Origin of the sequence: Saccharicrinis sp. 156, from assembly GCF_050589685.1 — a bacterium.
Classification (GTDB): Bacteria; Bacteroidota; Bacteroidia; order Bacteroidales; family Marinilabiliaceae; genus Saccharicrinis.
Genome location: NZ_JBNGOS010000054.1, coordinates 21,298 through 33,641 on the forward strand (window position 1 = coordinate 21,298; position 12,344 = coordinate 33,641).

9 protein-coding genes are annotated in these 12,344 nt (G+C 40.7%); 5 read left to right on the forward strand and 4 right to left on the reverse strand.

Annotation, left to right across the window (positions count from 1 at the left end):
* Positions 1 to 65: 65 nt before the first annotated feature.
* Genes ACRD64_RS22985 through ACRD64_RS23005 form a run of 5 tightly spaced genes read left to right on the forward strand, consistent with a single transcriptional unit; the run spans position 66 to position 5,162 of the window.
* Positions 66 to 1,010 carry a UDP-glucuronic acid decarboxylase family protein gene (locus tag ACRD64_RS22985; RefSeq protein WP_430936538.1) on the forward strand — a complete coding sequence of 315 codons (945 nt, stop codon included), beginning with the start codon at positions 66 to 68 and terminating at the stop codon, positions 1,008 to 1,010.
* Positions 1,011 to 1,044: 34 nt separating this feature from the next.
* Positions 1,045 to 1,917, forward strand: a complete 873-nt coding sequence (gene rfbA, locus ACRD64_RS22990; protein WP_430936540.1) for a glucose-1-phosphate thymidylyltransferase RfbA — start codon at positions 1,045 to 1,047, stop codon at positions 1,915 to 1,917.
* Positions 1,918 to 1,956: 39 nt separating this feature from the next.
* The gene (gene rfbC / locus ACRD64_RS22995; RefSeq protein WP_430936542.1) at positions 1,957 to 2,505 is read left to right on the forward strand and encodes a dTDP-4-dehydrorhamnose 3,5-epimerase; all 549 of its coding nucleotides are present in this window, start codon (positions 1,957 to 1,959) and stop codon (positions 2,503 to 2,505) included.
* A gap of 12 nt (positions 2,506 to 2,517) precedes the next feature.
* The gene (gene rfbD, locus ACRD64_RS23000) at positions 2,518 to 3,405 is read left to right on the forward strand and encodes a dTDP-4-dehydrorhamnose reductase (RefSeq protein WP_430936544.1); all 888 of its coding nucleotides are present in this window, start codon (positions 2,518 to 2,520) and stop codon (positions 3,403 to 3,405) included.
* 5 nt (positions 3,406 to 3,410) lie between these two features.
* Positions 3,411 to 5,162, forward strand: a complete 1,752-nt coding sequence (locus ACRD64_RS23005) for a phospho-sugar mutase (protein ID WP_430936546.1) — start codon at positions 3,411 to 3,413, stop codon at positions 5,160 to 5,162.
* Between the two features lie 67 nt (positions 5,163 to 5,229).
* Here the strand turns inward: ACRD64_RS23005 and ACRD64_RS23010 are convergent, their stop codons facing one another.
* The 4 genes from ACRD64_RS23010 to ACRD64_RS23025 all read right to left on the reverse strand — a co-directional run.
* Positions 5,230 to 6,234, reverse strand: a complete 1,005-nt coding sequence (locus tag ACRD64_RS23010; RefSeq protein WP_430936548.1) for a hypothetical protein — start codon at positions 6,232 to 6,234, stop codon at positions 5,230 to 5,232.
* Between the two features lie 9 nt (positions 6,235 to 6,243).
* The gene (locus ACRD64_RS23015) at positions 6,244 to 7,725 is read right to left on the reverse strand and encodes a PKD domain-containing protein (RefSeq protein WP_430936550.1); all 1,482 of its coding nucleotides are present in this window, start codon (positions 7,723 to 7,725) and stop codon (positions 6,244 to 6,246) included.
* A gap of 8 nt (positions 7,726 to 7,733) precedes the next feature.
* Positions 7,734 to 8,660, reverse strand: a complete 927-nt coding sequence (locus tag ACRD64_RS23020) for a PorP/SprF family type IX secretion system membrane protein (protein ID WP_430936552.1) — start codon at positions 8,658 to 8,660, stop codon at positions 7,734 to 7,736.
* The coding region (locus ACRD64_RS23025; RefSeq protein ID WP_430936554.1) for a gliding motility-associated C-terminal domain-containing protein at positions 8,641 to 12,344 on the reverse strand (3,704 nt) is incomplete at its 5' end. The genes ACRD64_RS23025 and ACRD64_RS23020, both read right to left, overlap by 20 nt.

The following is a 12,344-nucleotide window of genomic DNA, read 5'->3' on the forward strand; positions in this document are numbered from 1 at the left end:
ATTATATTTTTATAATGATTGGCCTGTTTGCTTTATATCAGTCAACATTCAGTAAAAACAGATTAATGAAAAGGATATTAGTAACCGGGGGTGCCGGTTTTATTGGATCGCATTTGTGCGAACGCCTATTAAACGAAGGAAATGAGGTAATTTGTCTCGACAACTACTTCACGGGAAGCAAAACAAATATTCTTCACCTCATGGACAATCCTTATTTTGAACTTATACGCCATGATGTAACCCACCCTTTTTTTATTGAAGTTGACGAGATTTATAACCTGGCCTGCCCTGCTTCGCCCATCCATTACCAGCTTAATTCTATCAAAACCATTAAGACCTCGGTCATGGGTGCTATCAATATGTTGGGATTAGCCAAACGCATAAAGGCGAAAATATTACAAGCCTCTACATCTGAGGTTTACGGTGACCCTGAAATACACCCTCAAAGTGAAGATTATTGGGGAAATGTTAACCCAATAGGAATACGATCGTGTTATGACGAGGGAAAGAGATGCGCGGAAAGTCTGTTTTTTAATTACCACTCTCAAAACAAAGTGGACATTAAAGTCATTAGGATATTTAATACTTATGGTCCGCGCATGAATCCAAACGACGGACGTGTAGTCTCGAATTTTATTGTTCAGGCATTAAAAGGGGAAGATATCACCATATTTGGTGATGGCAAACAAACCCGAAGTTTTCAGTATGTCGATGACCTGGTGGAGGGAATGATAAGAATGATGAATTCAAGAAAAGATTTTCTTGGCCCGGTAAACGTGGGAAACCCAAATGAGTTTACGATGCTTGAGCTGGCGGAACAAGTCATTCAACTTACGGGTTCAACATCCAAACTAAGCTTTTTGCCGTTGCCATCGGACGACCCTACGCAAAGACAGCCGAACATTGACCTTGCAAAAAAAGAGTTAAACGGTTGGGAACCAAAAATTCAATTGAAAGAAGGATTGGTAAAAACCATAGAATACTTTGATCAAATATTAAAGGACATATAGCATCTTAATTTTTAACTTTATCTAAAAAACTAACATGGCAAATTACAAAGGAATCATTTTAGCCGGAGGGTCTGGCACAAGATTATACCCTATTACCCAAAGTATTTCAAAACAAATTATTCCGGTTTATAACAAACCAATGATCTATTACCCATTATCTGTGCTGATGCTTTCCGGAATTAGGGAAATACTGATTATATCAACCCCGCATGATTTGCCACTATATAAAAAGCTTTTTGGAGACGGAAGTCAATTTGGGCTACAACTTACTTATGCAGAACAACCTAGCCCAGACGGATTAGCCCAGGCGTTTATTATTGGAGAAGAATTTATTGGGGACGACAACGTTTGCTTGATACTGGGCGACAATATCTTCTATGGTTTTGAACTACCGCACAAATTAAAGACGACAGTTAAATTGAATGAAGGAGCTACGGTATTCGGCTATTATGTTACAGATCCTGAACGATATGGCGTAGCCGAGTTTGATGAAAAAATGAACGTAATAAGCCTGGAAGAGAAACCTGCGCAACCCAAATCAAATTATGCAGTAACCGGACTTTATTTCTATGATAATTCCGTGGTAGAAAAAGCCAAAAACCTGCAACCTTCCGCAAGGGGGGAATTGGAAATTACCGATTTGAACAAGCTATATCTTAACGAAAACAACCTTCGCGTTGAATTGATGGGACGTGGTATGGCTTGGCTGGATACCGGAACACATGACAGTATGCTGGAAGCCTCAAACTTTATTGCTACCATAGAGCACCGTCAGGGGTTAATGGTGGCCTGTATAGAAGAAATAGCCTTTAACATGGGATATATCGGTAAAGAACAGTTACTTAAACTTGCAAAACCCTTGGAAAAAAACGAATATGGCGCCTACCTAAAGCGAATTGCCAAATAGATTGTTAATTTTGTAGTTTTAACGTTGACCAGGTAAACAATGCAAGTAATTCAAACTGAGATTCAGGATTTACTAATCATCAAACCAAAAATATTTAAAGATTCGCGTGGTTTCTTTTTGGAATCGTACAATAAAGAACGATTTCTAAGTCTGGGAATAGATTACAACTTTGTTCAGGATAATTTTTCATCCTCCCAATACGGAGTAATTAGAGGATTGCACTATCAGTTGGCTCCTTATTCCCAGGCAAAAATGGTTCAAGTGATTAAGGGGAAAATTATCGACGTAGTGGTGGATCTTAGAAAAGACTCTCCTAGCTTCGGTAAAAGTTTTAGCTTGGAGCTTTCAGAACAAAACGGGCTTCAACTGATGATACCGCGTGGTTTTGCCCATGGTTTTTCGGTGTTAAGCAATGAAGTTTTGTTTTCCTATAAGTGCGACAACCTGTACCATAAGGAAGCGGAACGCGGTATTAAATACAACGATCCCTCTTTGGGTATTGACTGGCAAATCCCGGATTCCGACGCAATCATTTCGGGTAAAGACCAACAGCACCCTATGTTCAGCGAAGCAGAATATAATTTTTAACCCATTTTTTCAATGTCTAAAATATTAGTAACCGGAGGAAACGGTCAACTTGGACAAAGCATTCGTTCAATAGCTGATCAATTTGAGAATCTTGACATCCTTTTCACCGATGTGGAGGACTTGGACATATGCAACCTCGATCAATTAAAGGAATACACCCTTTCCACAAAAATAGATTACTTGATAAATTGTGCGGCATATACAGCTGTTGATAAGGCGGAACATGAACAAGTAATGGCGAAAAAGTTAAATGCGGAGGCGGTGAAAAACATTGGAATTGCCGCAAACGAAAATAATTTTAAAGTTATCCATGTTTCCACCGATTATGTTTTTGATGGCAACACATTTAAGCCGTATACAGAGGAATCTTTTGCGGTACCGGAATCCTATTATGGACAGACGAAATTGTTAGGTGAAAAATATCTTTTGGAAACTCATCCTGAATCCATGATATTCAGAACATCCTGGCTTTACTCGGAATTTGGCAATAACTTTGTAAAAACTATGATAAAGCTGGGCCAGACAAAAGATGAACTTAAAGTAGTTGCGGATCAAATAGGATCGCCTACATATGCGGTTGACCTGGCTTCAACCATATTACAGGTTGTAACACAGGTAGAATCGGGAAACAGGCAGTTTATACCAGGCGTTTATCATTTTAGCAACGAGGGTGTCTGTAGTTGGTACGATTTTGCAATTAACATCCATCAGTTGATGGGTATCAATTGTAACGTAGTACCTATCGAATCAAAAGAATATCCGACTGCGGCGCCAAGACCATTTTACAGTGTTCTCAATAAAAACAAAATTAAAACTAGTTATAAGTTAAATATTCCATATTGGAGGTTTAGCCTTGAAAAATGCCTTAATGTAATTGCAACAAAAAACTTAAAACAATAACAAAGATGGAAAACCAAGACGTTTTGACATTGGTCACCGAAAAAGCGAACCAATGGCTTTCTGGAAATTACGATGAAGAAACTAAAAGGCAAATTACTGCACTTTTAAATTCCGAAGATAAGTCCGAGTTAATCGATTCTTTTTATAAAGATCTGGAATTCGGCACAGGCGGACTCAGAGGTATCATGGGGCCCGGTTCCAACCGAATGAATATTTATACAGTTGGGGCCGCAACTCAGGGATTAGCCAATTACCTCAATGAACAATTCAGTGATTTGGATGAGATTAAGGTTTGTATTGGCCACGACTGCAGAAATAACAGTAAAGAATTCACCGAAATATCCGCAAAAATTCTTTCTGCTAACGGAATTAAAGCGCTTGTTTTTGATGATTTAAGACCTACCCCGGAAGTTTCATTTGTAATCCGTGAATTAGGTTGCCAGAGTGGCATTATCATTACAGCATCACACAACCCTAAGGAGTACAACGGATATAAGGCTTACTGGGACGATGGCGGACAGATGATAGCCCCGCATGACACCAACGTTATTGACGAGGTAAAAAAGATTAAATCTGTTGATGAAATAAAATTTGAAGGTAACGACAGTTTGATTGAAGTGCTCGGGGAGGAAATAGACGAGAAATACCTGGATAAAGTAAAGTCGGTTTCTCTGGACACCGGAGCAATCGAAAGAAACAAGGACTTAAAAATTATTTATACCCCTATACACGGAACAGGTGTTAAGTTGATTCCTGCGGCGTTGAAAAAGTATGGTTTTACCAACATCATCAATATTCCTGAGCAAGATGTCGTCAGTGGTGATTTCCCAACCGTAGTTTCCCCCAATCCGGAGGAACCTGCCGCATTGCAAATGGCAGTAGATAAAGCATCTGAAATTGATGCTGACCTGGTAATGGCATCCGATCCTGATGCCGACCGTTTGGGTATTGCCTGCAAAAACGAAAAGGGAGAGTTTATCTTGCTTAACGGTAACCAAACAGCCTTGTTGTTAACATGGTACATGGTTAAGCGATGGAAAGAAAACAACCTCTTAACAGGCAAAGAATTTATCGTTAAAACCATAGTCACCAGTGAGCTATTAAAAGAGATAGCCGTAAAAAACAACATCGAGTATTTTGATGTGTATACCGGTTTCAAATGGATTGCGGACAAAATCAAGAGCTTTGAAGGTGAGAAAAAATATATCTGTGGCGGTGAAGAAAGCTATGGGTTCCTTCCCGGTGACTATGTAAGGGACAAAGATGCCGTTGCTTCGTGTGCCATGTTTGCTGAAATTGCCGCTTGGGCTAAGGACAATGGTGTCACTTTATTTGAACTACTGCAAAACATCTACCTTGAGTATGGCTATTCCAAGGAAAAAATGATTTATATTGTTCGCAAAGGTAAGTCTGGTGCCGATGAAATTCAGCAAATCATGAAAGATATGCGTGAGAATCCTCCGCTTGAACTGGCAGGGTCAAAGGTGTCTATTGTAAAAGATTATGCGGTTTTAAAAGCCTTTGACAAGATAAACGGAACAGACAGCCCAATTGATCTGCCCACAACTTCTAATGTTCTTCAGTTCTTTACCGAGGACGGTTCAAAAGTAAGCGTCCGCCCGTCCGGTACAGAACCAAAAATTAAGTTCTACTTTGAAGTACGTGGCGAAATGGCTTCCCGCGAAGAATATTACAGTGCTGATGCCACTGCTGAGAAAAAAATTAATGCGATTGTTAAAGATTTAAAAATCAACTAAGCATTTTTACAGATATTAATATTAAAAGGCTTTCCTTCGGAAAGCCTTTTTTTTTTGGACAAGAAAGTTATCTTCGAATATCTTTCATCATTATTTTTGGGCGATAAACGGGAACCCCGCCAATTGGAAGCACATAAAACGGTAGAGAAAAACCATACTGATTCTGGACCACTATGGCTACATTGTTGTTTTTAATTAGCGTGTTATGATCTTTTACAAACTGCAGTTGCAAAGACGAATTTTTCTCTTCTTCTACAATGGCATATTCGCTTACATTCCATTCTTCCTGACCCGAAATATCGCAGTGAATGCCATTTTTTGCTACAGAAACCATTTTTATTTTCCCGTCATTGTCCCAATCAAAATTAGAAACCTTCACTGAAATAGTTTCATCGTCAATGTAGGGATAAATTTGACATACCTCCCGGTTATCATTAGGCAACCTAAAAGTATATTCGTAGGTAAAAATATTGCCTCCTTCAATATTAAGATTCTCCGAGTTATGGCGGCTTAGAAAATATCGATATAGATTACCGTCATCGCCGGCTACTCCCTCGGCTATTATCTTAAACATATAGCCATTGAATTTCTCCACATATTCTCCTTCGTTTGGGCTAAACGGCCCAAAAGTATACCATTCCCCATCATATCTTTCGGCGTTACCAAATGTCTTTGATTTTAACAAAGTGCCGCTTTTATAATTTCCGGTAGGATCTGTTGCCTGAGCATCTTTATCCGACCAACATTCCTCTCCGCCATATACAGTAAAATTGATTTTAGTGTTAAACTCACCTTTATTTTCATCATATAAACCACTTGTTTCGGGATCAAATACCCTGATAAAAACCGAACCTGAATAATCTTTGGGGATAAGTGCAAAAAAAATCTGGCAAAAATCATCATCGCCCCATGACTTTTCCGAATCTTTGCCGAAGGTTACTAAAAATGGAATATTTTCTTCAATACTTGGAACTGACTGCGCATTAATATGGTATTGGCACAAAAACAGCAAAGCAACGATGGTTGACCTCTGAAATACATTCTTATTTTGTTTTTTTGTTTTGAAGCTCATTCTGTTGTATTAATAATTGTTTTTTTTGTTGATGCTTATTGTTTTATATACGCATACTTTAGGGGTTCTTCCAATACTGTCGGTTTGGCCAAGCAGGCCCAACTTCACTAGATACTCACCCTTTTCGTGAAATATTTGGTTCGCCATAACTCCAGATTTCACAAATCCATCTCCAAAATCCCATAAGTATTCTTTTATCTGCATATCGGGTAAGTTGGTTAAAAGGGCATCAAAACAGATTGTATCTCCAGCAAATCCTACGTCATTTGAATTGATATAAGGCTGTCTGATTTCCTCCAGTTCAAAATCATATGGCTTGGGCAAGTTGATGGTATCACCGGTAAGATGATCCAATACCCTTAGCACCACAGAATATTTTCCGGGACCGGGGAAACAATACTCAACCTGTTTACCTATCTTTTTCTTTCCTTCGCCAAAATCCCATTCATAGACACTCAAAATTGAATCGTTTACCTCCACGTTTTCATCATAAAAAAGAAAACAAAAGCTGTTTTCCTCTTGTTCCCTGCAATTGCTGAAATTGACCGTATTTCTTTGAAACCAATAAATATCGTCGGTTCGTTTTCTGTTAGACGAAAAATAGCCGGTTTGGAAATCATCAGACGTAAAAAAACCAAAATCATCTGCCTCCGAATTAATCTCTGCACTCAGATGAACAGGTTGCATCCATGCCCCGGTTATTTTTTGGCTATAAAATATGTCCTTTCCTCCGAGCCCTTTATGACCATCCGATGCAAAAAACACTTTGTCGGATTTACCTACAAAGGGATGGGTTTCGTCGGAAGCAGTATTTATAACATTACCCAGGTTTACGGGTTGTTGCCATTCTCCATTTATCCATTGCGAACAATATATATCAAAGCCGCCCTCTCCCCCCGGCATATCGGAACTGAAATATAAAGTTTTACCGTCTTTCGACACGGATGGTGAAATAAGTGAGTATTCAGAACTATTGTATTTGAACGGAGCTATGTTTACCCATTTCCCGTCGGATATCCCGGCCGTAAAAATTCCTATTTTATTATTGGCTGTATTTACCTGTTTCCTTTTCCCCTCAACCACGTTGTTCCTTGAAAAGTATATCGTTTTACCATCATTTGAAAAGTTTACCGGTCCATCGTTGAATCTTGTTAACAGTTCTTCTGAAAATATTTTACCTATCGACCATTTATCCTGTTTTTTGTTTTTTGAATAATATAAGTTGAACATGTTTTTGTCATCCTGAACAACCTCCACCATGGCACTTACGGGACGGTTAGAGCAGAAAACAATTCCTCCATCATAATAAAATGGCGAAAACTCATCATATGCATTCGACGAAAAATTTGCTCTTTTTACCGTAAAGGATGCTTCCTGGCACCACATATTGCAACATATCGAGAATACCATAAAGCATCCAAGAATTCTTTTCAATCTCATATTGAACAGCCATCCAATGGCCATATTATTATCTATAATTTCTTTCTTCATTACTTGTTCTACCTTGGACTCATCACTTTCGACTTATACTTAAATACATATTTCAGCATAAGCTCGTGTGAAGCACCTGTATATTTTTGTCTTTCTCCTAACTCAAAATCATACGAATAAGCTAAACTCAATTGATCATCAACATTGCACCTGAGCAAACCAGACATCATGCCCTCCGATCGATAATTGATACCGGCCCAAATTCGGTCCATTATAATTAAATTAGGTGTTATATCAACCTGAAATTCTCTTCCGTTATAATATTTTAGTAAAGCAGAAGGTGCAAATTTTATATGATGGTGAAGCTTCAACTGAAAACCTCCATAACCGTAATATGAATAGTTTTCGGTATCAACCGTATTTGTGCTTCCATCGCTTTCCCACCCATTCGACAAGAGATTAGGAACTGCTAATCCCAGGAAATAATTCCTTGAAGCATAATAGATACCGGTACCAAAATTTGGCTTGGTTGAGTTTTCCGGATAGTCATACAAAATGTCATCATCATGCTCCCCTGCATACAATTCGTCCACTGAAAAACTGTTGATTTGAGCACTGACCGATAGACCAAAAGAAAGGTTTCCTCGTCCCAATTGTGTTCTAAAAGCATAGTTTCCCCGAATAGTATTGCTTTGTGCTATTCCGTAACTATCTGAAATAACCACCAGTCCCAAGCCAATCCTATCTTTATTAAAAGGTGCATGTACTGCTGCTGTCAGGGTTTTAGGGGCTCCTTCAAAACCTACCCATTGATTCCAATACACAAGACTGGCACTTAATGCTCCATCATTACCCGTTTCTGCCGGATTAATTGCAATAGCATTATGCAGATACTGATTTGATACGGGAAACAATTGAGCTAAACCATCTGAATGTATGGAAAAGAACACGATTAATACCAAACACTTAAATATGTTATCTTTTAATAAGTACATAGCTTTTTATCACTTTCTTGTCACTAAAATTCAGGTAATAATAATAAGTATCTTCCTGTAGTTCCCTGCCATTCATATCTTTACCATCCCATTCATTGTTATAGTTGTTGTTTTCATATACTTTATGTCCCCACCGGTTAAATACTATCATTTTAACCGGACCCATGTTTTCGATCCCATCAATCTCAAAAACATCATTCCTAAAATCTCCGTTGGGCGTAATTATATTCGGAAAATTACTCTCTTTTACCGTAAATATAACTTCACTCGCATTTTCACATTCTCCATTGTATACTGTCCATTTAAATATATTTTCGCCTTCTTCAAGATCTGTTAGGGTAGCCGTTGGTGAATTTTCATCATGAATGATACCGGATCCATCTACAATTGTCCAAAGGCCTGTTTCTCCATCTTTAAGAGTCGCTTCTGTAACCACTTCATCAGAATCAAACAAATCGATATTTCCTCCGGCATACACCTCTGGAATTTCCTTAAAATCAATGGTTACAGATGAAATATCGGAACAAGTATTATAATTTCCTTTCCAGGTTAACTCAACTATTCCGGGCTCATCAACTAAAACGGTATTGCTCAAGAATTCCGAATTCTTGCCCAATCTCGCTCCGGCTGGTCCATTCTCCAACACCCAATATCCACCGCCTACCGATTGGTGAACGTCAATATCTGTTTGTAAGCCACATATGTTATTATCTGAAATTATTTCAATTAGAGGTTTCTCGTTAAAGTTGATGGTAACTTCTGCGGATTCTGTGCATGCACCGTTTTCCACTTTCCATTCAAATGTATATTCTCCTGCATCAGAAACGGTTGTACGGGCATCAAAGCGATCTGCTCCAGGAGAAAAAGTTACGGTTCCCGGCCCATTTACAAGCGACCATAACCCATTATCCGATGCATTCAGGTTATAGGTATCGCCGCAGATCTCATCATCCGAACCTGCATTGGCAGAAACACTTTCATCAACGCTTAAAACATACTGTTCGCTAACCTCACCACAACCTGAATTACTTTGCGCGGTTAAATTAAGTACAACATCCTTAGCGGCATCCTGGTTTCCTGGCGTATAAACAGGATTTAAAGTATTAACACCGGTTAAAATTCCACTACCATCATGCGACCAGATATAGCTCCCATTTCCATTTTCCACATCAACACCATTAATGGTATATGGACTACTTTCACAAGTTCGTCCATCACTTCCAATACTAATCCGAACCATCTTCGCCACGGTAATATCCAATTGATCTGTAACCACATCACATCCGGCATTACTTTCCGCTGTCAATGTTAGAGTTACTGTTGTGCCTGCATCTTCCGCTGCTGGTTGATATGTTGGTACCAGGGTATTTGCATCTTCAATGGTTCCATTACCATTGTGGGACCAGTTATAAAATCCATTGCCATTAGTTACTGATGCATCATTCACCGTATAAAATCCATTTTCACAAATAGTAGCGTTATCTCCCGCATCAGCGACTACATAATTCTCTATATTTATATTCATTTCATCAACAGACACTGCACAGCTAGCGTTACCATTCGCACTCAATGTTAAGGTAACAATATTCCCAGCGTCCGCTGATGTTGGAGTATATGTTGGGGTAAGCATAGAAATATCAGTTAAAGATCCTGTTCCATTATGAGACCAAGTATAAGTGCCATTGCCATTTTGTACCACTGCTTCACTCACCGTAAAACTTTCATTGCTGCAAATGGTAGCGTCTCCCCCAGCATTGACTACAACTTGTTGTTCGACGAATATTTCAACTTGATCGACCCCCTGTATACAATCAGAAAGCCCTTCTGCTGATAAAGAGAGTGTTACCGTTTTACCGGCGTCTTCATTCACCGAATTATAAGTGGGTGTAAGTGTGTTTTCATCTGATAAATTACCGCTACCATTATGAGCCCAAACATATGTACCATCGCCATCTTGTATTGATGCGCCGTTTATAGTATATGAATCATTTACACATATACTCCCATCAATACCTGCATTAGCCACAACCTTTTTAACAACATTAATAGTTATCTGATCCACTGCCTGCGTGCATGATCCTACTCCTAAAGCATGCAAGGTTAACACTAAGGTATTCCCGGCATCTAAAGAGCTTGATATATACGTTGGTGTTATCGTATTATCATTTATTAATGTTCCGTTGCCATTGTGCGTCCAAAATAAAACTCCATTTCCATAATTAACAACAGCATCTGAAATTGTATATGAATTGCTTTCGCAGAGGGTGATATCTCCTCCGGCATCCGCAACGACCTGGTTGGTTACGGTGATATTCATTTGATCGACGGCAGGACTGCAGCCGGAGTTCCCGTCGGCCGTTAACGTTAAGGTTACGATATTACCTGCGTCCGATGCATCGGGCGTATACGTGGGGGTCAGTGTGGTTTCGTTGGCCAGGCTTCCGCTGCCGTCGTGGCTCCAGCTGTAAGTTCCGTTGCCGTAGTTCACGTTTGCATCATTTACCGTGTATGAGCTGTTTTCGCAAACCGCGGCATTACTTCCGGCATCCGCAACCACCTGGTTGGCCACGGTGATATTCATTTGATCGGCCGACTGGGCACAGTCCGCATTCCCGTCGGCCGTTAGCGTTAAGGTTACGGTATTTCCCGCGTCTAAGGCATCGGGCGTATACGTGGGTGTCAGTGTGGTTTCGTTGGCCAGGCTTCCGCTGCCGTCATGGCTCCAGCTGTAAGTTCCGTTGCCATAGCTCACGTCTGCATCATCCACCGTATATGTTCCACCCTCGCAAACCGCGGCATTACTTCCGGCATCCGCAACCACCTGGTTGGCCACCGTGATATTCATTTGATCGGCGGACTGTGCACAGTCCGCATTCCCGTCGGCCGTTAGGGTTAAGGTTACGGTATTTCCCGCGTCTAAGGCATCGGGGGTATAGGTCGGTGTCAGTGTGGCAATATCTGCCAGGCTTCCGCTGCCGTTGTGGCTCCAGCTATAGGTTCCGTTGCCGTAATCCACATTGGCGTCATTTACCGTGTATGAGCTGTTTTCGCAAACTGCGGCATTACTTCCGGCATCCGCAACCACCTGGTTGGCCACGGTGATATTCATTTGATCGACGGCAGGACTGCAGCCGGAGTTCCCGTCGGCCGTTAACGTTAAGGTTACGATATTACCTGCGTCCGATGCATCGGGGGTATAGGTCGGTGTCAGTGTGGCAACATCTGCCAGGCTTCCGCTGCCGTCATGGCTCCAGCTGTAAGTTCCAATACCATAGGTGACGGATGCCCCTGAAACTGTATGCGATCCGCTCTCGCAAATGGTAACATCTCCTATTGCATCCGAAACGACCTGGTTGGCCACGGTGATATTCATTTGATCGACGGCAGGACTGCAGCCGGAGTTCCCGTCGGCCGTTAGCGTTAAGGTTACAATATTTCCCGCATCTAAGGCATCGGGCGTATACGTGGGTGTCAGTGTAGCATCATCTGCCAGGCTTCCGTTGCCGTCGTGTGTCCAGCTATAGGTACCGTTGCCGTAATCCACATTGGCGTCACTTACCGAGTATGAGCTGTTTTCGCAAACCGCGGCATTAATTCCGGCATCCGCAACGACCTGGTTGGCCACGGTGATATTCATTTGATCGACGGCAGGACTGCAGCCGGAGTTCCCGTCGGCCGTTAGCG

Coding starts and splice junctions, on each gene's coding strand:
- ACRD64_RS23005 (WP_430936546.1), top strand. CDS start 3,411: ATGGAAAACCAAGACGTTTTGACATTGGTCACCGAAAAAGCGAACCAA.
- rfbD (WP_430936544.1), top strand. CDS start 2,518: ATGTCTAAAATATTAGTAACCGGAGGAAACGGTCAACTTGGACAAAGC.
- ACRD64_RS23020 (WP_430936552.1), bottom strand. CDS start 8,660: ATGTACTTATTAAAAGATAACATATTTAAGTGTTTGGTATTAATCGTG.
- rfbA (WP_430936540.1), top strand. CDS start 1,045: ATGGCAAATTACAAAGGAATCATTTTAGCCGGAGGGTCTGGCACAAGA.
- rfbC (WP_430936542.1), top strand. CDS start 1,957: ATGCAAGTAATTCAAACTGAGATTCAGGATTTACTAATCATCAAACCA.
- ACRD64_RS23010 (WP_430936548.1), bottom strand. CDS start 6,234: ATGAGCTTCAAAACAAAAAAACAAAATAAGAATGTATTTCAGAGGTCA.
- ACRD64_RS23015 (WP_430936550.1), bottom strand. CDS start 7,725: ATGAAGAAAGAAATTATAGATAATAATATGGCCATTGGATGGCTGTTC.
- ACRD64_RS22985 (WP_430936538.1), top strand. CDS start 66: ATGAAAAGGATATTAGTAACCGGGGGTGCCGGTTTTATTGGATCGCAT.